This window comes from Streptomyces sp. S4.7 (assembly GCF_010384365.1).
Lineage (GTDB): Bacteria > Actinomycetota > Actinomycetes > Streptomycetales > Streptomycetaceae > Streptomyces.
The window spans coordinates 2747601-2767314 of record NZ_CP048397.1; the positions used below are offsets into that span (position 1 = coordinate 2747601).

Genomic DNA, 19714 nt, shown 5'->3' on the forward strand with positions numbered 1-19714 from the left:
CCCCCGGCCCGCCCCTCCCCGAAACCGGGGGCCCGGGGCCCCCGGGCCCCCGGCCTCCGACGGACCAAGGCTGTGTCCTCGATCGCCGGACGGGCTCGATGTGCCCGTCCGGCGACGGAGAACGAGCGACGGGCCGGCCCAGAGTGCCCGGCGGGCTACTCGTCCGAGGAGAAGCGGATCGAGGCCGGCGGGAGCGTCGTGTCGCACCAGACGCGGGCTCCCTCCCGGAGTTCGTTGTCCGGGCCCACCGTCGCGCCGTCGCCGATCACCGTGCCCGACAGGGTCGTACGCGCGCCCACCCGCGCTCCCGCGCCCACCAGGGAGTCCGTGATGACCGCCCCGGGCCCGATCACCGCGTTGTCCAGGATCGCGCTGCCCGAGATGCGGGCGCCCTCCGCGACCACCGCACCCGCGCCGATCACCGTGCCCGCCGTGAGCTTCGCGTCCGGGGCGACCGTGGCCGACGGGAGGACGAGGCGGTCGCCGCAGCGGCCGGGGACCGCCGGGGACGGCGCCACACCCATGACCAGGTCCGCCGAGCCGCGGACGAACGCCTGTGGCGTGCCCAGGTCCAGCCAGTACGTGGAGTCGACCATGCCGTGCAGATGCGCGCCCGACTCCAACAGACCCGGGAACGTCTCGCGTTCGACCGACACGGGGCGCCCCGCCGGGATGGAGTCGATCACCGAGCGGCGGAAGACGTACGCCCCCGCGTTGATCTGGTCGGTGACGATCTCCTCCGGGGTCTGCGGCTTCTCCAGGAACGCCGTGACCCGGCCGCTGTCGTCCGTCGGCACCAGCCCGAACGCCCTCGGGTCGTCGACCCGTGTCAGATGCAGCGAGACGTCCGCCCCGGCCGACGCGTGGGTGTCGACCAGCGCGCCGATGTCCAGGCCCGTCAGGATGTCGCCGTTGAAGATGAGCACCGGGTCGTCCGGACCGGAGTCCAGCCGGGAGGCGACGTTGCGGATCGCCCCGCCGGTGCCGAGCGGCTCGTGTTCGGTGACGTACTCCAGCCGCAGGCCGAGCGACGAGCCGTCGCCGAAGTACGGCTCGAAGACCTCGGCCAGATAGGACGTCGCGAGGACGATGTGCTCGACACCGGCCGCCCGCGCCCGCCCCAACTGGTGTGCGAGGAACGGGACACCGGCCGCCGGGACCATCGGCTTCGGCGTGTGCACCGTGAGCGGCCGTAGCCGGGTGCCTTTACCGCCGACCAGGAGGATCGCTTCAGTCACCTTGTTCGTCTCTGCTTCCTGCTGGGGCCGGCGGTCCCCCCGTCCGGGGGGTGACCGGCCAGTCTAGGAGCGTCCCTGGTACTTCGCGGCGGACACACGGACCGAGCCGAGTTTGCTGTAGAGCTTGTTGCCCGGACAGTCGGTCACGAACCCGTCCCGATGACCGGACACCGCGTTCATGGCGACCTTCTGGCCCTTCTTGTACTTGTTGCTGCCGCCGGACGTCAGCGTCACCTTGCCCCGCGGGTTGATCCCGTGCAGGCCGAGCTTCCAGGCGCTGAGCTTGGCGACGGCGGTCGTGACGGCCGCGGGCGGGCTGGTGCTGGAGTACGAGCCGAGAACCGCGATGCCCGTGGTGTTCGTGTTGAAACCGAGGGTGTGAGCACCCATGACCGGCTTCGTGACGCCCCCCGCGCGCCCCTCGTAGATGTTTCCGCACTTGTCGACGGCGAAGTTGTAGCCGATGTCCCGCCAGCCGCTGCTCGTCACGTGGTAGCGGTAGATACCGCGAATGACGGAGGGCGCCTGCTTGCAGGTGTAGTTGTTGCCGGTCGCGCTGTGATGGACGAAGGCGGCCTTCACCGTCTTCGTGTAGCCGAACTGCTTTTCACGCAGCTTCTCGTTGGCGCCCCAGCCCTTGCGCGAGATGATCCTGGGGCGCGGCGCGGTGTGCGGCCTGGCGGCGACGCCGGTGTCCGCGACGGTGCCGTCGTCGGTCTCCGTGACCGTGCCGTCGTCCGGGTCCGTGGCGACGCTGTCCCCGGTCTCCGGGGCGGCGCCGTCCTCGGCGTCCTGGTCGGTCCCTGCGGGGTCCGGATCGGCGGCGATCGCCTGGCCGCGCGAGGCGTCGGCCTCCGTCACCGGCAGTTGTTCCGGTGCCTCCCCCGGGTCGACCAGTTCCAGGCTCAGTCCGCTGGGCAGCGACGCGCGGGCCGGGCCGCCGTCCGGGTCTTCGTCCGCCCGGACCCGTGCCTCGACACCGTCCGACGCCCCGACCCACAGGGGTGCGGTCGAGCCCCGTACGGTGCCGGAGTCGCGTTCCGACGTACCGAGGTCGGCGCCGTGTTCGGCGTTGTGCGTCTCCAGGTCCTGCCAGCCGGACCAGGCGCCCGTCCCGGCGGACCGGTTTCTGACCTGGACCGAGCCGTGGAGTTCGGCGTCGGCGTCGTCCCAGACGACACCGACGAGCGAGAAGGGTTGGACGTCCCGCTGGGGCAGCCCCTGCTCGGTGGCGACACCGGAGGAGCGTTCCGACCCGAGCGGGACGAGTGGCAGCGACTCGGTGGAGCCCGGAACGGATGTGCCCGCTCCGGTGTCCTGGGGAGCCGCCACAGCCCCGGAGGGCAGAGAGAGCGGGAGTACGAGAGCCGCGGCACACGCGACACCGATCGAGGATGACAGGAATACACGCATGTCCCGATCGTGCGGTCGGCCGGCCGTCGCCGCCTTCCGGGAGCACCCCGGGGAAACTGACGGTCCATCGGACCAACCGGTGGACGGCGTCACCGGTACGGCGGTGTGCGCCCGGCGCCCCGGCGTACCCTTGCCCGCGTGAACGCCAGCGACCGCACCCCCGCCGACCTGCTGCGATCCGCTCTCACCACGGATCCGGCCCGCCCCTTGGTCACCTTCTACGACGATGCCACCGGTGAACGCGTGGAATTGTCCGTGGCCACCTTCGCCAATTGGGCGTCCAAGACCGCCAATCTCCTCCAGGGCGACCTCGCCGCCGCGCCCGGCGACCGGCTCGCGCTGCTGCTGCCCGCCCACTGGCAGACGGCCGTCTGGCTGCTCGCCTGTTCCTCGGTGGGGGTGTGCGTCGAGATCGGCGGCGACCCGGCCGACGCGGATGTCGTCGTCAGCGGCCCGGCCCCGGACGACCTCGCCGCCGCCCGCGCCTGCCGGGGCGAGCGGCTGGCCCTCGCGCTGCGTCCGCTCGGGGGCCGCTTCCCCCAGGCGCCCGACGGGTTCGCCGACTACGCGGTCGAGGTGCCCGGCCAGGGCGACCGCTTCGCCCCGTTCGCCCCGGTGGACCCGGACGCGCCCGCGCTCGCCGTCGCCGGTACGGAGCTGACGGCGGCCCAGGTCGTCGAGCGGGCCCGCGCCGACGCCAAGGCCCTCGGTCTGACGGCGCCCGGCGCCCGGCTGCTGTCCGCCAGGCCGTACGACTCCTGGGAGGGGCTCTCGGCCGGGCTGTTCGCGCCGCTCGCCGCGGGCTCGTCGGTGGTGCTGTGCCGCAACATGGATCAGTTGTCGGCGCAGGGGCTGGCCAAGCGGATCGAGAGCGAGCGCGTCACCGGCACGGCGCAGGGCGACACGGTGAGCTGATGGCCGGACGGGTTCCGGCGCGGAGCGCCGCCTGCGGTAGATGATCGTCGGTAGATCCAGTTCAGTGCACAACCAAGCGTGCGGTTCAGCCGTCTACCCCTGAAACCGGCGGAGCCGTGCGCCGCCGACGCCATGAAGGATGGACTCGCCCGTGACCGACAGTGCTGGCACGCCGCCCGAACCGGACCCCCGGGCCGACGACGAGCCGCCGACCGCGTCGCCCGGATCCGACGGCGGCGACACCTCGGCGGAGAGAGCCGGCGCCGCGGAAGCCGGAGCCGAGAAAACCGGTGCGGAGGAAGCCGCCGAAGCCGTACCGGACGGAGCGACGGCCGAGACCAGGGCCGACGCGGAAGCCTCAGGGGAGGCCGAGACGTCCGACAGCCCGGACGCGCCTGCCGCCCCTCCCGCCGACGGCGACGACCCCGGCACCGACGACGCCCCGCGCAGACGCCACTGGCTCCGCTGGGCCGCCCTCGGCACCTCCGTCGCCGTCCTCGCCGCCTCCGGTGTCGGCTGGTGGTTCTACCAGAAGCTCGACGGCAACATCACCACCGACACCACCGCCGAAGCCGAGCTGCGGACGTACGAGAAGGAACGCCCCAAGCCCATCGCCGTCGACGCGAAGAACATCCTGCTCATCGGCTCCGACACCCGCTCCGGCGAGGGCAACGGCAAGTACGGCCGCGACGACGGCGGTTCGCAGCGCTCCGACACCACGATCCTGCTGCACCTCGCCGCCGACCGGCAGAGCGCTACCGCCGTCTCCATCCCGCGCGATCTGATGGTCGAGATCCCGAGCTGCCAGACCTCGGACGGCAAGCGCTCACGCGAGCAGTCCGCGCAGTTCAACTGGGCTTTCCAGTTCGGCGGTACGGCGTGCGCGGTACGTACGGTCGAGAAGCTCACCGGTATCCGCGTCGACCATCACATGGTGGTCGACTTCAGCGGGTTCAAGGACATGGTGGACGCCGTCAACGGCGTCGAGGTCTGCCTCAAGAAGCCCGTCGACGACAGCGACGCGCATCTGAAGCTGCCGGCGGGCAAGCAGACCCTCACCGGCGAGGAAGCCCTCGGTTTCGTACGGGCCCGCAAGACCATCGGTGACGGCAGCGACACCGAACGCATGGAGCGCCAGCAGCAGTTCCTGGGGTCGCTGGTCAAGAAGGTGCAGAGCAACGGCGTTCTGCTCAATCCGACCCGGCTGTATCCGGTGCTGGACGCGGCGACAAAGTCGCTGACGACGGATCCCGGACTGAACACGCTCAGGGATCTGTACGACCTGGCACGCGGTCTGCGGAACGTACCGACGGAAAAGGTGCAATTCCTTACCGTACCGCGACAGCCTTATGTCAATGACCCGAACCGTGACGAGCTGGTACAGCCCGATGCGGGGGAGCTGTTCACGCAACTGCGCAAGGACGAGCCCGTCTCGGTCGTCCCCGCGGGCCAGGAGCGGAACAGCGGAAACGAACAGGGGGACACCCAACGTGACGACGAAAGTGCGAAGACGGACGGAAAGCCGGACGACACGGGATCGTCGAGCGCCACTCCCACTCCGTCTTTCCCGGGCACAAATGCCGCCGCCGGGCTGTGCGAGTAAAAGCAATACCAAGTAGAGGTCGGCACTCTATGACGATTGGGCAGATTGCCCCCTTGTAAGAAGAGTCGAATTTGTCACTGACGTCGCTCGACGCTGAACTGGGCGGATAGTGTGACGCGATCCGGTACATCGGGCCGCAGTGGTCGCGCACACCGCCGGATCGAAAGACCGAGCGCTTTTGGGGGATGAAGCGCTTCGCGTGGCACCGACGGAGGACTCAAGCAACCGTGGATGCGCAAGGCCGTGGACAAGGCGACGGGATCGATCCCGCCGACCAGTGGGTACTCAACCCGCAGACCGGCAATTACGAATTGCGACTGAACCACTCCGAAGGGCAGTCGTCCGCCCCTTCCCGTGACGCGGGAAACGGGCACGACGCTCCTCGTCGGTCGAGAAACGCGCCGCACACGGAAGGGTCGCCGCAGGGGCGTTCGGCCAGGGAGCGCAGAGCCCCCGGCGCCGCGGGCACCGGGGCGGGCGTCGGCGCGGCCGACGAAGCCGGCGCGAGCATCCCGCGCGCCCGTAACTCCTCCGGCTCCACCGGCACTTCGGGTACCTCCCGCCGCGACGTACCCGCCCAGCGAGGGCGCCGCGACGCGAACAACGCCGACGCGGCGGGCGCCGCAGCGGGCCGTCGCAAGCGCAAGGCGCCGCCCGCGTCCCGCAAGAAGAAGGTCCTCGGCTGGACGGGCGGCATCACGGCGTTCATCCTCATCGGCGGGGCGGGAGCCGCCTACTACGCGTACCAGGAGCTCAACGGCAACATCAGCACGATCGATGTCGAGGGAGCGGGCAGCGGAGGGTTCAAGAAGGACCAGGCCGTCAACATCCTGGTGATCGGTACCGACAAGCGCACCGGGTCGGGCAACGAGGGTTACGGCGACAAGGACAGTGTCGGCCACGCCGACACCACGATCCTCTTCCATGTCTCCAAGGACCGGACGAACGCGACCGCGCTCTCCATCCCCCGCGACCTGATCACCGACATCCCGGACTGCGAGACGAACACCGAATCCGGTAAGAAGATCGTCCCGGGTGAGCAGGGCGTCCGCTTCAACACCAGCCTCGGCCAGTCGGAGCGCGACCCGGGCTGCACGATGCGTACGGTCAAGGAGCTGACCGGGCTGACGGTCGACCACTTCATGATGGCCGACTTCAACGCGGTGAAGACACTGACGACCGCGGTCGGCGGTGTCGAGGTGTGCGTCGCCAAGGACGTCGACGACCCCGACTCGCATCTGAAGCTGAGCAAGGGCAAGCACGTCATCAAGGGCGAGCAGGCTCTCGCCTTCGTACGTACGCGCCACAGCTTCGGCAACGAGAGCGACCTGGACCGCATCCAGACCCAGCAGCAGTTCCTGAGCGCCATGATCCGCAAGATGAAGTCCAGCGAGACCCTGACCAGCCCTTCGAAGCTGTGGGACCTGGCATCGGCGGCGACCGACGCGCTCACGGTCGACACGGGTATCGGCAGCATCGAGAAGCTGCGCGACCTCGGTACGGAGCTGGCCAAGGTCAATCCCAAGAACATCAGCTTCACCACGCTCCCCGTCATAGACAACCCGGCGGAGGTCGTGAAGGCGACGGTCGTCGTGAACGAGGCGAAGGCCAAGCCGCTGTTCGCCATGATGCAGAGCGACACCTCCCTCACCGAGGTGAAGGAGCAGGAGAAGGCCGCCAAGAGCAAGCAGGCGGCGCTCCTCGAGGGAACCAAGGCGGCACCCGCCGATGTCAGGGTCGATGTGTTCAACGGCGGCGGGCCGCAGGGTTCCGCCCAGGAGACGCTCGCCTGGCTCCAGAACGAAGAAGGCGTACCGAAGTCCACCAACAAGGGCAACGCGCCCGAGGAACTGGACAAGACGTCGCTGGATTACGCACCGAACCAGGCAGACCAGGCCCGCCGTCTCGCGGACATGATGGGCCTGCCCGCCGCGGCGATGAAGCCGGGCAAGGAGGACGCCGAGGGGTTGCAGGCGATGACCCTGACTCTCGGTGCGGACTTCAAGGGTGCGGGCGTGCCCATCGCCGGACCGGCGAAGGCGCCGGACGGCGTGCAGAAGGTGGAAGCCGACAAGCAAGTGTGCGCCAAGTGAGCCAGGCCCCGGTACGCCCGGAGCGCCTGCTCGCGCTGAGCGCTTGAGCGACAGGGGCAGGGGGCACGGGGTGGAACAGAGCACGCGCAGACAGAGGTCACGGCAACACGTCCCGCATGCCGACGAGTTGGGCTGGGACGACAGTCTGTACGAGGACGGTGCGGGAGCGGACAGGCCCGCGGGCGCACCCGATGCCGCGTCGGGCGACGGCTCCGGCGACGCCGCCGGCAGTGGTGACGGATCGGGCGGGGCGAGAAGGAGCGGTCCCCGCCGCAACGGCGCGCGCCCGCGCAACCGGCGCGGCAAACGCCGAATACTGCGCTGGGTCTCCTCAGTCGTCGCCCTGCTGATACTCGGCACGGCCGGCGCCGGATACCTCTACTACCGCCATCTCGACGGCAAGCTCAAGAAGGAAGACCTGACGCTCGGCGACAAGCCGATGGCCGACCACAAGGCCAACTCCGCGGGCCAGACCCCGCTCAACATCCTGCTCATCGGTTCCGACGCCCGCGACTCCAAGGCGAACCAGAAACTCGGCGGCGCCAAGGAGACCTTCGGCGGCCCGCCTCTGGCCGACGTACAGATGCTGCTCCATGTGTCGGCCGACCGCAGCAACATGTCGGTGGTCTCCATGCCGCGCGACACCATGCTGAAGATGCCCAAGTGCACCGACCCGGAAACCGGCAAGGTCTACCCGGCGAGCACGGGCAACGTGCAGACCAACGAGAGCCTGGGACGCGGGGGTCCAGGCTGCACGGTGGCCACGTGGTACGAGCTCACCGGCATCACCATCGACCACTTCATGATGATCGACTTCGCCGGTGTGGTGTCGATGGCGGACGCCATCGGCGGCGTACCGGTCTGCGTCCAGGAGAACGTCCACTCGCGCAACGCCGAGGGCAAGGGCTCGGGGCTGAAGCTGGAGAAGGGCGAGAACGTCATCCAGGGCGAGGAGGCGCTCCAGTGGCTGCGTACGCGTTACGGCTTCGAGGACGGCAGCGACCTCGCCCGCACCCACGCCCAGCACATGTACATGAACTCGATGGTCCGGGAGCTGCGCAAGGGCGCCAAGCTGACCGACCCCGGAAAGCTGATGAGCCTCGCGGAGGCGGCCACCGACGCGCTGACCGTCGACAAGGGCCTCGGCGGCGTCAAGAAGCTCTACGACCTGGCGGAAGAGCTCAAGCAGGTGCCCACGAACCGCATCACGATGGCCACGATGCCGAACGTGTACGGCGAGGGCTCCGAGTCCGGGCGGGTGTTCCCGAAGCCGGGCGACGCCGAGCAGCTGTTCGACATGGTCCGCGACGACGTGCCGCTGGACGGCAAGGCGTCGAAGCGCAAGCCCCCGGCCGAGTCCAAGGACCCGGCGGCGGCTCCCGCCGAGACCGCGGTGCTCGTACGCAACGGCACCGGCAGCGACACACAGGCGCCGACGCCGCAGCGGGCCACGGCGGTCGCGGGGCTGCTCAACTCCGAGGGCTACACGAAGGCCGTGGCGGACGTGACGCCCGACGCCACCGCGCGCACCGAAGTCCTGTTCCCCAGCGCGGACTTGGAGGGTGACGCCCAGGCGATCGCCAAGTCGCTCGGTATTCCGGTGAGTTCGGCGAAGAAGTCGACGGACGTGTCGGGTGTGACGCTGGTCGTGGGCGCCGACTGGCGTACGGGTGACACGTACCCGAAGTCGGCGGCGAAGGACGAGGGCAAGACGCCGGACACGGCGCGTGCGCTCAACGGCGCCGACGACACCGAGTGCATGGAGATCCAGCCCGGCTTCACCTTCTAGCCGGGCCGGTCTCGTCCGTAGGGACCACAGACGGAGAAGGAGCCCCGGGGCGATGCGCCCCCGGGGCTCCTTTCCGTACGTATCCGCCCCGCTCAGGCGGACTGCTGGACCGCCGGGCGGCGGCTCGCGATGACCTTCTTGGCGAGCGAGCGCGGGCTGGTCAGGAAGCCGACCCCCCACGACATGTGCATCGTGGCGAGCGCGAGCGGGATCTGGAGCCGCGCCTTGAGGGGCAGGCCCTTGCCCGCAGGTACGGAGCCCGCGACGATCGCCGCGAGGTAGCCGCCGGGGACGATGAGCGCCCAGGGGGTGAAGGCCAGGCCGACGACGACGCCGAGGACGTTGGCGCAGACCGCGACCGGCGGGGCCAGGTAGCGCAGATTGATCGAGCCCGAGTGGAAGCGGGCGACGACATGGCGCCAACGGCCGTAGTTCCTGTACTGCTTGGCGAGCTCCCGGACGGACGGCCGCGGCCGGTACTGGACGCGCAGCTCGGGCGAGAACCAGATCCGGCCGCCGGCCTCGCGGATCCGGAAGTTCAGCTCCCAGTCCTGGGCCCGGATGAACTCCTCGTTGTAGCCGCCCTGTTGCTCCAGCGCGGCCCGCCGGAAGACCCCCAGGTAGACGGTCTCGGCGGGGCCCGCCGAGCCGCCCGTGTGGAAGGCCGCGTTACCGACCCCTATCTTGGAGGTCATCGCCGCGGCGACGGCGTGCTCCCAGTCGTTCTCGCCCTCGGCGTTCATGATGCCGCCGACGTTCTGCGCGCCCGTCTCCTCCAGGAGCCGTACGGCGGTGGAGATGTAGTTCGGCGAGAGCATTCCGTGGCCGTCGACGCGCACGACGACGGGGTGCTTGGACGCCTTGATGGCCGCGTTGAGCGCCGCCGGCGTGCGGCCGGTCGGATTGGGCACGGTCTGCACGCGGGCGCGGTCGCTGTCCGCCGTCTCGCGCACGAGTTCGGCCGCGATCTCGTCGGTGCGGTCCGTGGACGGGCCGAGCGCGATGACCACTTCCATCTCGCCGTCGTACTCCTGCTCCAGGATGTGCTGGACGGAGTTCCTCAGATGCCGTTCCTCGTTGAGCACCGGCATGATCACGGAGACGGCGGGGGGCTGGGCAGGCATGTGGTCCTTCGGGCGTCAGGGAGAGGGGTTCACCGAACGCCACGTTACCGCGAATGGGGGACTGCGACGCGCGTCGGGCGGGCTCAGCGCAAGGCTGCTGATCGTATGGGCCTACGTTGCGTCCCCTGTCCCCCTTCGCCCGTCACCCGGTAGTCCAGCCGTCCCCGTCACCCGCGGAGGTGTCCCCCGTGCCCACACCACCCCGCTCCCCCCGGCCCCGCCCGGCCGGTCGGCCGAGACCGCCGCAGACCGGCGTACGGAGCGCGCGGAACGTACGGAACGCGAGGAACGGCCGGAAGGCGCGCGGCGGACGCGACGGACGGCCCCGCTGGGGAATGCGGGTGGCGACCACCCTCTCGGTGCTCGTCCTCTGCGCCGGCGGCATCGGCCACGCGCTGGTGACCAGTCTCGACACGGGGATCGACCGGGTCGACCCGTTCAAGGACATGAAGAACCGGCCGGACGCGGGTCACGGCATGAACATCCTCCTCGTCGGCACCGACGGCCGCGACAAGATCACCGAGGAGGAGCGGCAGAAGTACCGGCTCGGCGGCGCCCCCTGCCGCTGCACCGACACGATCATGCTCGTGCACATCTCGGAGGACCGGGAGCGGGCGAGCGTCGTGAGCCTGCCGCGCGACAGTTACGCGGAGCTGCCCTCGCACACCGACGGGACCACCGGCGACAAGCACGGACCGCACCCGGTGAAGCTCAACGCGGCGTACTCGGAGGGCGGTCCGCATCTGACGGTCCGGACCGTCGAGAGCATGACGGGCGTGAAGATCAATCACTATCTGGAGATCGACTTCACCAGCTTCATGAAGACGGTCGACGCGCTCGGCGGGGTGGAGATCTGCACCGCCAAGCCGCTCAAGGACTCGCACACCGGCCTCGATCTGACCGCCGGGACCCACGAACTGGACGGCGGTCAGGCGCTCCAGTACGTACGGTCCCGCCATCTCGACGGCTCCTCCGACCTCGGTAGGATGCAGCGCCAGCAGCGCTTCATGGCGGCGCTGGTCAAGCAGGCCACCAGCAGTGGTGTGCTGCTGAACCCGGTGAAGCTGCGCGGTGTGACCTCGACCATGCTCGAATCGGTCCGGGCGGACAAGGGCTTCGGTACGGAGGAGATGCTCACGCTCGGCAAGGCGATGCGCGACTTCACCCCGGCGTCCTCGGAGTTCACTTCGGTGCCGGTCACCACCGGGGGCTTCCCGGTCAAGGGCATCGGATCGACGCTGAAGTGGGACCCGGTGAAGTCGAAGAAGCTCTTCCGGGCACTGCGCGAGGACAAGCCGCTCACCCCGTCGGCCCCCGAGGGACCGCGCGGGCCGCGGGGACCGGGGCAGCCCCCGGCCTCGATGGTCGAGGTGTCACCGGAGCAGATCAGGGTGCAGGTCTACAACGTGACGCGGCAGGACGGTCTGGGCCAGCGGGTCGACGGCGCCCTGCGCGGGACCGGCTTCGACACGACGCGGGCCCCGCTGAACCACACGGGGCCCGAGGCGGAGCGTACGCAGGTGCTGTTCGACCCCCGCTGGGACCGCTCGGCGAAGTCGCTGGCGGCGGCCCTGCCGGGCTGTGAGCTGCGGCCGGTGCCCCGGCAGGGCGCGACGCTGAAGGTGATGGCGGGGAAGGACTACGAGACGGTTCGGCCGGTGCGGGCGGAGAACGCCCACCAGGGAGAGTTCGGGGCGGTGACCGGCGACCAGGTGGTCTGTCCGTGACACCGCGGGGCGGCTCCCGGGCGGCCCCGGTCAGTCGTCGATGCCGTCCGCCGCGCGCTTCTCGCGCAGTTCCTTGATCGCCCGGCGCCGGGCGAGCCGGTGCGTGCGCCGGATCTGCGCCTCCTGGTAGCGCCGCTTGTCGCGCTCCGTCTCGGGGACCACCGGCGGTACGGGGCGGGGCCTGCCGTCCGCGTCGACGGCGGCGAAGACGAGATAGGCACTGCCGACCTGCTGGGCGGGGGTCGACTCGTTCCAGCGCTCGGCGAGTACGCGCACGCCGACCTCCATGGAGGACCGGCCCGTCCAGTTCACCTGGGCCTTCACATGGACCAGGTCACCGACCCGTACCGGCTCGAGGAAGACCATCTCGTCCATGGACGCGGTGACCGCGGGCCCTCCCGAGTGCCGGCCCGCGACCGCTCCCGCCGCGTCGTCGACGAGCTTCATGATCACGCCGCCGTGCACCGTGCCGAGAAGGTTGGTGTCACTCCCGGTCATGATGTGGCTGAGCGTGGTGCGGGACGCCGAGGTGGGCTTACCCGGAATATCTGTCTCGGGGCGGACGGCCTGGTCTGTCATGCCCTCCACCCTATGCGGGGGTCCGTCACGGCCCGCATTGCATCAGCTTGGCAACAGGGAGGCTGTGATTTTCCTCCACCCCTGTATGCGCGACGCGTCCGAGCCGCACACTGGTCGGCATGAACGATTGGCCTGATGGATGGAACGGCGACCGCGCTGACCGTGGCGGCGAGCGTTACGGACGCGGCAGCACGGGCGCGCAGCCCGAGGGAGCGCGGGCCATGCCGCACGTGCAGCGGCGCGCCGTCCCCCAGCAGCCGTCGCAGGGATACGACGGGGGTTACGACCCGCCGCCGTACAACAGTGACTACAACACCGGACAGGTCTACGGCTCCCCGGCCGACCGGGGTCAGGGCGGACCGCCGCGGGTGCCCCCGCAGGGCTCGTACAACAACGGCGGGGGCTACCCCCCGGACCACGCACCGGACTGGCGGCGCCGTATCAAGATCACCGCGATATCCCTCGTCGTCGTCATGCTGGCGGTCTCCATAGGTACGTACTTCTGGGCCGACTCCAAGCTCAAGCGCGAGGTCGACCTCGCGAAGGTGATCGAGCGCCCGGAGTCGGGCGACGGCACGAACTATCTGATCGTGGGTTCCGACAGCCGCGAGGGCATGTCCGACGAGGAGAAGAAGAACCTCCACACGGGCAGCGCCGAGGGCAAGCGCACGGACTCGATGATGATCCTGCACGACGGCTCGAACGGGCCGACGCTGATCTCGCTGCCGCGTGACTCGAACGTGGTGATCCCGTCGTTCCGCGGCTCGGAGTCCGGGAAGATGTTCCCGAACCAGGGCCGGGAGACGAAGCTCAACGCTGCGTACGCGGAGGACGGGCCCGAACTCCTCGTCCGTACGGTCGAGTTCAACACCGGTCTGCGCATCGACCACTACGTCGAGATCGGCTTCGCGGGCTTCGCCAACATCGTGGACGCGATCGGCGGTGTGGAGCTGGACATCCCGAAGGCCTTCAAGGACAAGAAGTCGGGCGCCGACTTCCAGAAGGGCAAGCAGACGCTGGACGGCGAGCAGTCCCTGGCGTTCGTCCGTACCCGGTACGCGTTCGCGGGCAGTGACCTGGACCGCACGAAGAACCAGCAGAAGTTCCTGGCGGCCCTGGCCTCCCAGACGGCCACGCCGGGCACGATCCTCAACCCGTTCAAGCTCTACCCGACGCTGGGCGCGGGCCTGGACACCCTGATCGTCGACAAGGACATGTCCCTCTGGTCGCTGAGCCAGATGTTCTTCGCGATGAAGGGCGTCACGGGCGGCGACGGCACGTCGATGAACATCCCGATCTCGGGCAACAAGGGCGGGAACCTGGTCTGGGACAAGGCCAAGGTCAAGCAGCTCGTGGAGCAGCTGAACAACGACGAGAAGGTCACCGTCACCTCGAACTGAGCCGGCGGGCGATCCCGTCACGCGGGGAACACAGCAGGGGGCACCGACGGCGCCCCCTGCTTTTCCACAGGTACCCCGGCCCCCGTGGGGGGCGGGCCGGGGTGGTCGGGTCGGTCCGGCCGGTCCCGGTCCGGTCCGGTTCCGCGTTACGGCAGGTTGCGCGCCATCACGATGCGCTGGACCTGGTTGGTGCCCTCGTAGATCTGGGTGATCTTGGCGTCGCGCATCATCCGCTCCACCGGGTAGTCGCGCGTGTAGCCGTAGCCGCCGAGGAGCTGCACCGCGTCCGTCGTGATCTCCATCGCCACGTCGGAGGCGAAGCACTTGGCCGCCGCGCCGAAGAAGGTCAGGTGCTCCTTGTCGCCGCCGTCGGAGATGCGCTGCGAGCGGGCCGCGGCGGAGTAGGTGAGCTGGCGGGCCGCCTCCAGCTTCATCGCCATGTCGGCGAGCATGAACTGCACGCCCTGGAAGTCGCCGATCGGCTTGCCGAACTGCTTGCGCTCCCGGACGTAGCCCGTCGCGTAGTCGAGCGCGCCCTGGGCGATCCCGAGCGCCTGGGCCGCGATGGTGATGCGGGTGTGGTCCAGGGTCTTCATGGCCGTCGCGAAGCCGGTGCCCTCGGCGCCGATGAGGCGGTCGGCCGGGATGCGGACGTTGTCGAGGTAGACCTCGCGGGTCGGTGAGCCCTTGATGCCGAGCTTCTTCTCGGGGGCGCCGAAGGAGACGCCCTCGTCGCCCTTCTCGACGACGAACGCCGAGATGCCCTTCGTGCGGAGGCCGGGGTCGGTGACGGCCATCACCGTGTAGTACTCGGAGACGCCGGCGTTGGTGATCCAGCGCTTCACGCCGTTCAGTACGTAGCTGTCGCCGTCCCGTACGGCCTTGGTCTTCATGCCGCCCGCGTCCGAGCCCGCGTCCGGCTCGGAGAGGCAGTAGGAGAACATCCCGTCGCCCTTGGCCAGCGGACCGAGGTACTTCTTCTTCAGGTCCTCGCCGCCGGAGAGCATGACGGGCAGCGAGCCGAGCTTGTTCACGGCCGGGATCAGCGAGGACGACGCGCAGACGCGGGCGACCTCCTCGATGACGATCACGGTGGCCAGGGCGTCGGCGCCCGCGCCGCCGTACTCCTCGGGGACATGGACGGCGTGCAGATCGGCGGCGACCAGCGCGTCGAGCGCCTCCTGCGGGAAGCGGGCGTCCTCGTCCACCGCGGCGGCGAACGGCGCTATCTTCGCCTCGGAGAGCGCGCGCACGGCGTCACGGAGCATGTCGTGCTCCTCGGACGGGCGGTACAGGTCGAAATCAGCTGATCCGGCCACGGTCTTCCACTCCCCTGAATGCTAACTACCGTTAAGTAACCCCAATTTTAGAGGCCCGGAGCACGAGGGCGTACGTGAGTTTCCCGACAGCTCCCGCACCTTGCCCCGAGGCGCCCGAAAAGGGGTCCGGACGGCGCGGCTATGCTCGGGCACCGCACTCGCGGTGCGATCGCAGCCGCGATCGCACCGGGTGCGACGCATCCCGACCGCACTCCCTGGAGCACCCATGGCCCTCAAGATCACTGTGATCGGTACCGGCTACCTCGGCGCCACCCACGCCGCGGCCATGGCGGAGCTGGGCTTCGACGTGCTCGGGCTCGACGTCGTCCCCGAGAAGATCGAGATGCTGACGGCGGCCAGGGCCCCGATGTACGAGCCCGGCCTCGAAGACCTGCTGCGCAAGCACGTCGCCGGCTTCGAGGGGTCGACCGGCCGGCTGCGCTTCACCTCCTCCTGGGAAGAGGTCGGCGCCTTCGGCGACATCCACTTCGTCTGTGTGAACACCCCGCAGAAGCACGGCGAGTACGCGTGCGACATGAGCTATGTGGAAAGCGCCTTCGACTCACTGGCCCCGCGGCTGGGCCGCTCGGCGCTGGTGGTCGGCAAGTCGACCGTCCCGGTCGGCAGCGCGGAGCGCCTCGCCCGGCGGCTCACCGAGCTGGCACCGGCGGGCGTCGACGTCGAGCTGGCCTGGAACCCGGAGTTCCTGCGGGAGGGCTTCGCCGTACAGGACACGCTCCACCCGGACCGGATCGTGGTCGGCACGGCGAGCGAGCGCGCCGAGAAGCTGCTGCGCGAGGTGTACGCGACACCGATCGGGGAGGGATCGCCGTTCGTCGTGACGGACTTCCCGACCTCCGAGCTGGTGAAGACCGCGGCCAACTCCTTCCTCGCCACCAAGATCTCCTTCATCAACGCGATGGCCGAGGTCTGCGAGGCGGCCGGCGGCGACGTCGTGAAGCTGGCGGAGGCCATCGGCTACGACGAGCGCATCGGGAAGAAGTTCCTGCGGGCCGGGATCGGCTTCGGCGGCGGCTGTCTGCCCAAGGACATCCGGGCGTTCATGGCGCGGGCGGGCGAGCTGGGCGCGGACCAGGCGCTGACGTTCCTGCGCGAGGTCGACTCGATCAACATGCGGCGCCGCGGCCACATGGTGGAGCTGGCGCGCGAGGCCGTCGGCGGCGACTCGTCGTTCCTCGGCAAGCGGGTCGCGGTCCTGGGCGCGACGTTCAAGCCGGACTCGGACGACGTACGGGACTCCCCCGCGCTGAACGTCGCGGGCCAGATCCATCTCCAGGGCGGTCAGGTGACCGTGTACGACCCCAAGGGCATGGACAACGCGCGCGGGATCTTCCCGACGCTCGGATACGCCGGGTCCGCGCTGGAGGCCGTGCGCGGCGCCGATGTCGTACTGCACCTGACCGAGTGGAGCGAGTTCCGCGAGCTGGACCCGGCGGAGCTGGGCGAGGCCGTGACACGGCGGCTGATCCTCGACGGGCGCAACGCGCTGGACCCGGCGGTGTGGCGCGGGGCGGGCTGGACGTACCGGGCGATGGGGCGGCCGAGGGCCTGACCGGGCCCGGCGGAAAGGGCCTCGTGGAGAAGGCCTTTTGGAAAACGCCCCGGCTCTCGACTACCGGCGGGAGTCGTCCAGTTCCTCGATCGTCGCCGTCGACGGGCCCCGCTCCGATTGCAGTCCGCGGGCCACGTCCTCCGCCGCGCGCAGCACCCGTACGGCGTTGTGCCAGGTCAGCTTGGAGAGGTCCTCGGGGGACCAGCGGCGGGCGAAGAGTTCGGCGATCAGGTTCGGGTAGCCCGCCACGTCGCGAAGGCCCTCCGGCGTGAACGCCGTGCCGTCGAAGTCGCCACCGATGCCGATGTGGTCGATGCCCGCGACCTCGCGCATGTGGTCCAGGTGGTCGGCGACGGTCGCCGCCGTGGCCGTCGGGCGCGGGTGCTCCTCCTCGTAGGCCCGGTGGATCTTCATCCCGGCCTCGGTGGTGTCCAGCGGGTGCGCGCCGTGCGCGCGCATGTTGTCGTCGGCGGCCTTCGTCCAGGCGATCGCCTCGGGAAGGATGAACTTCGGTACGAAGGTGGCCATCGCCACGCCGCCGTTGGCCGCGAGCCCCGCCAGTACGTCGTCGGGGATGTTGCGCGGGTGGTCGCAGACCGCCCGCGCGGAGGAGTGCGAGAAGAGGACCGGCGCGGTGCTCGTGGCGAGCGCGTCGCGCATGGTCGTGGCGGCCACGTGCGAGAGGTCGACCAGCACGCCGGTGCGGTTCATCTCGCGTACGACCTCGTGGCCGAAGGGCGACAGGCCGCCCACGCCCGGCTCGTCGGTCGCCGAGTCCGCCCACGGGAGGTTGTCGTTGTGCGTGAGCGTCATGTAGCGCACGCCGAGGGCGTGCAGGGCGCGCAGCGTGGCGAGGGAGTTGTTGATGGAGTGGCCGCCCTCGGCGCCCATCAGGGAGGCGATCCGGCCGGTGCGGCGGGCGTTCTCCATGTCGTCGGCGGTGCGGGCGGCGGCGAGGTCGTCGGGGTAGCGGGCGATCATGCGCCCGACGACGTCGATCTGCTCCAGGGTCGCGCTGACCGCCGTGTCGCCGGCCATGTCGGAGCGTACGTACACGGACCAGAACTGCGCCCCGACGCCGCCCGCCCGCAGCCGGGGGATGTCGGTGTGCAGATGCGCCGACTGGTCGTCGGCGATGTCGCGGCGGTCGAGGTCGTAGCGGACCTGCTCGCGCAGCGCCCACGGCAGGTCGTTGTGCCCGTCGACCACGGGGAAGTCCTCAAGCAGTTCGCGTGCCTGCTCCAGATAGTCCTCGGCGCCCATGGTGGTCCTCACTTCCCGAAGCCGAAGGCGTCGTGACCGGCGACCTTCGCGCGCAGGCGTTTGCCCTTGTCCGTGGCCTGCTCGCCGAGTTGCCGCTGGAAGTCCTCCATGCGGGCCAGCAGCTCCGGATCGTGCGCGGCGAGGATCCGCGCGGCCAGCAGACCGGCGTTACGGGCTCCTCCCACGGAGACGGTGGCGACCGGCACCCCGGCGGGCATCTGGACGATCGACAGCAGCGAGTCCATGCCGTCCAGGTACTTCAGCGGTACGGGGACCCCGATGACCGGCAGCGGCGTGACCGAGGCGAGCATGCCCGGCAGATGGGCCGCGCCGCCGGCGCCCGCGATGATCGCCCTGAGTCCGCGTCCGGCGGCCTCCTCGCCGTACGCGATCATCTCGCGCGGCATCCGGTGCGCGGAGACGACGTCGACCTCGTAGGGGATCTCGAACTCGTCGAGCGCCTGGGCGGCGGCCTCCATGACGGGCCAGTCGGAGTCCGACCCCATGACGACGCCGATGAGGGGAGAGCTCATGTGGTGATCGTTCCTCGGAGGTATCCGGCGGCGTGGCGGGCGCGCTCCAGCACGTCGGCCAGGTCGTCACCGTAGGTGTTGACGTGGCCCACCTTGCGGCCGGGCTTCACGTCCTTGCCGTACATGTGGATCTTGAGCTGCGGGTCGTGGGCCATGCAGTGCAGATACGCCGCGTACATGTCGGGGTAGTCGCCGCCGAGCACGTTGCACATGACCGTCCACGGGGCGCGCGGTCGCGGGTCGCCCAGCGGCAGGTCGAGCACGGCCCGTACGTGGTTGGCGAACTGCGAGGTGATCGCGCCGTCCTGGGTCCAGTGGCCGGAGTTGTGCGGGCGCATGGCCAGCTCGTTGACGAGGATCCGGCCGTCCGCCGTCTCGAACAGCTCGACGGCCAGATGACCGACGACGCCCAGCTCGGCGGCGATGCGCAGCGCGAGCTGCTGCGCCCGGCCGGACAGTTCCTCGGAGAGACCGGGCGCGGGTGCGATGACGGTGTCGCACACACCGTCGACCTGGCGGGACTCCACGACGGGGTAGGCGACGGCCTGGCCGTGCGGTGAACGCACGATGTTGGCGGCCAGCTCCCGGACGAAGTCGACCTTCTCCTCGGCCAGCACGGGGACTCCGGCAAGGAAGGGCTGCTCGGCGTCGATCTCCGACCGGGTGAACCACACGCCCTTGCCGTCGTAGCCGCCGCGCACCGTCTTCAGGATGACGGGGAAGCCGCCCACCTCGGCGGCGAAGACCGCGACGTCGGCGGCGTCGGTGACGACGCGATGGCGCGGGGCGGGCACGCCGAGTTCGGTGAGCCGTGCGCGCATCACGCCCTTGTCCTGCGCGTGGACGAGGGCGTCGGGGCCGGGGCGTACGGGAATGCCGTCCGCCTCCAGGGCGCGCAGGTGCTCGATCGGGACGTGCTCGTGATCGAAGGTGATCACGTCACAGCCGCGCGCGAAGGCGCGCAGCGTCTCCAGATCGCGGTGGTCACCGACGACCACGTCGCCCACCACCTGCGCGGCGGAGTCCTGAGGGGTCTCGCTGAGGAGCTTGAATCTGAGGCCGAGGGGGATGCCCGCCTCGTGGGTCATACGGGCGAGCTGACCGCCGCCGACCATGCCGACTACCGGGAACGTCACACACCCAGG

At 70.1% G+C, this 19714-nt stretch carries 15 protein-coding genes; 7 read left to right on the plus strand and 8 right to left on the minus strand.

The genetic code is table 11. The features are described from left to right. Positions 1 to 155: 155 nt before the first annotated feature. Together SSPS47_RS11990 and SSPS47_RS11995 are read right to left on the minus strand one after the other, a co-directional pair. Positions 156 to 1238, minus strand: a complete 1083-nt coding sequence (locus tag SSPS47_RS11990) for an NDP-sugar synthase (RefSeq protein ID WP_164250887.1) — start codon at positions 1236 to 1238, stop codon at positions 156 to 158. A gap of 63 nt (positions 1239 to 1301) precedes the next feature. Beyond that, on the minus strand, positions 1302 to 2651 hold the full coding sequence (locus SSPS47_RS11995; protein WP_164250889.1) for a peptidoglycan recognition protein: 1350 nt from the start codon (positions 2649 to 2651) through the stop codon (positions 1302 to 1304). Between the two features lie 138 nt (positions 2652 to 2789). On the opposite strand from SSPS47_RS11995, the gene SSPS47_RS12000 reads away from it, so the two are divergent. The 4 genes from SSPS47_RS12000 to SSPS47_RS12015 all read left to right on the plus strand — a co-directional run bounded on the left by SSPS47_RS12000 (position 2790) and on the right by SSPS47_RS12015 (position 9051). Next, positions 2790 to 3566, plus strand: a complete 777-nt coding sequence (locus SSPS47_RS12000; RefSeq protein ID WP_164250891.1) for a TIGR03089 family protein — start codon at positions 2790 to 2792, stop codon at positions 3564 to 3566. A gap of 139 nt (positions 3567 to 3705) precedes the next feature. After that, positions 3706 to 5169 (plus strand): LCP family protein, encoded by a 1464-nt coding sequence (locus SSPS47_RS12005; protein ID WP_164250893.1) that lies wholly within the window; start codon positions 3706 to 3708, stop codon positions 5167 to 5169. A gap of 227 nt (positions 5170 to 5396) precedes the next feature. After that, entirely contained in the window at positions 5397 to 7262 is a 1866-nt protein-coding gene (locus tag SSPS47_RS12010) for an LCP family protein (RefSeq protein ID WP_164250895.1), read from the plus strand. A gap of 70 nt (positions 7263 to 7332) precedes the next feature. Next, entirely contained in the window at positions 7333 to 9051 is a 1719-nt protein-coding gene (locus SSPS47_RS12015) for an LCP family protein (RefSeq protein ID WP_239064862.1), read from the plus strand. Between the two features lie 92 nt (positions 9052 to 9143). Here the strand turns inward: SSPS47_RS12015 and SSPS47_RS12020 are convergent, their stop codons facing one another. Further along, complete coding sequence (locus SSPS47_RS12020; protein ID WP_164250896.1) at positions 9144 to 10175, minus strand: glycosyltransferase family 2 protein; 1032 nt, start codon at positions 10173 to 10175, stop codon at positions 9144 to 9146. Positions 10176 to 10510: 335 nt separating this feature from the next. Between SSPS47_RS12020 and SSPS47_RS12025 the strand changes: the two genes are divergently transcribed. After that, positions 10511 to 11902 (plus strand): LCP family protein, encoded by a 1392-nt coding sequence (locus tag SSPS47_RS12025; RefSeq protein ID WP_164254526.1) that lies wholly within the window; start codon positions 10511 to 10513, stop codon positions 11900 to 11902. 30 nt (positions 11903 to 11932) lie between these two features. Here SSPS47_RS12025 and SSPS47_RS12030 read toward each other — a convergent pair whose 3' ends face one another. After that, positions 11933 to 12481, minus strand: coding sequence for an acyl-CoA thioesterase (locus tag SSPS47_RS12030; RefSeq protein WP_147878869.1), 549 nt, complete (start codon positions 12479 to 12481; stop codon positions 11933 to 11935). A gap of 119 nt (positions 12482 to 12600) precedes the next feature. Here SSPS47_RS12030 and SSPS47_RS12035 point away from each other — a divergent pair, with 119 nt between their 5' ends. After that, positions 12601 to 13881 carry an LCP family protein gene (locus tag SSPS47_RS12035; protein ID WP_164250898.1) on the plus strand — a complete coding sequence of 427 codons (1281 nt, stop codon included), beginning with the start codon at positions 12601 to 12603 and terminating at the stop codon, positions 13879 to 13881. Positions 13882 to 14027: 146 nt separating this feature from the next. Here SSPS47_RS12035 and SSPS47_RS12040 read toward each other — a convergent pair whose 3' ends face one another. Then, positions 14028 to 15200: an acyl-CoA dehydrogenase family protein gene (locus SSPS47_RS12040; RefSeq protein WP_164250900.1), complete on the minus strand. Its 1173-nt coding sequence runs from the start codon at positions 15198 to 15200 to the stop codon at positions 14028 to 14030. A gap of 226 nt (positions 15201 to 15426) precedes the next feature. Here SSPS47_RS12040 and SSPS47_RS12045 point away from each other — a divergent pair, with 226 nt between their 5' ends. Then, positions 15427 to 16773 (plus strand): UDP-glucose/GDP-mannose dehydrogenase family protein, encoded by a 1347-nt coding sequence (locus SSPS47_RS12045; protein WP_164250902.1) that lies wholly within the window; start codon positions 15427 to 15429, stop codon positions 16771 to 16773. 60 nt (positions 16774 to 16833) lie between these two features. On the opposite strand, the gene SSPS47_RS12050 is transcribed toward SSPS47_RS12045, so the two are convergent. The 3 genes from SSPS47_RS12050 to SSPS47_RS12060 are packed head-to-tail and all read right to left on the minus strand — an operon-like array spanning position 16834 to position 19705. Then, on the minus strand, positions 16834 to 18036 hold the full coding sequence (locus tag SSPS47_RS12050; protein WP_164254527.1) for a dipeptidase: 1203 nt from the start codon (positions 18034 to 18036) through the stop codon (positions 16834 to 16836). An 8-nt stretch (positions 18037 to 18044) separates the two neighbouring features. Continuing rightward, positions 18045 to 18569 (minus strand): 5-(carboxyamino)imidazole ribonucleotide mutase, encoded by a 525-nt coding sequence (purE, locus tag SSPS47_RS12055; protein ID WP_164250904.1) that lies wholly within the window; start codon positions 18567 to 18569, stop codon positions 18045 to 18047. Next, positions 18566 to 19705: a 5-(carboxyamino)imidazole ribonucleotide synthase gene (locus SSPS47_RS12060; protein WP_164250906.1), complete on the minus strand. Its 1140-nt coding sequence runs from the start codon at positions 19703 to 19705 to the stop codon at positions 18566 to 18568. Before SSPS47_RS12060 ends, purE begins: the two co-directional genes overlap by 4 nt. Positions 19706 to 19714 lie beyond the last annotated feature (9 nt).

Coding starts and splice junctions, on each gene's coding strand:
- SSPS47_RS11995 (WP_164250889.1), bottom strand. CDS start 2,651: ATGCGTGTATTCCTGTCATCCTCGATCGGTGTCGCGTGTGCCGCGGCT.
- SSPS47_RS12005 (WP_164250893.1), top strand. CDS start 3,706: ATGGACTCGCCCGTGACCGACAGTGCTGGCACGCCGCCCGAACCGGAC.
- SSPS47_RS12020 (WP_164250896.1), bottom strand. CDS start 10,175: ATGCCTGCCCAGCCCCCCGCCGTCTCCGTGATCATGCCGGTGCTCAAC.
- SSPS47_RS12025 (WP_164254526.1), top strand. CDS start 10,511: ATGCGGGTGGCGACCACCCTCTCGGTGCTCGTCCTCTGCGCCGGCGGC.
- SSPS47_RS12030 (WP_147878869.1), bottom strand. CDS start 12,481: ATGACAGACCAGGCCGTCCGCCCCGAGACAGATATTCCGGGTAAGCCC.
- SSPS47_RS12035 (WP_164250898.1), top strand. CDS start 12,601: ATGAACGATTGGCCTGATGGATGGAACGGCGACCGCGCTGACCGTGGC.
- SSPS47_RS12045 (WP_164250902.1), top strand. CDS start 15,427: ATGGCCCTCAAGATCACTGTGATCGGTACCGGCTACCTCGGCGCCACC.
- SSPS47_RS12050 (WP_164254527.1), bottom strand. CDS start 18,036: ATGGGCGCCGAGGACTATCTGGAGCAGGCACGCGAACTGCTTGAGGAC.
- purE (WP_164250904.1), bottom strand. CDS start 18,569: ATGAGCTCTCCCCTCATCGGCGTCGTCATGGGGTCGGACTCCGACTGG.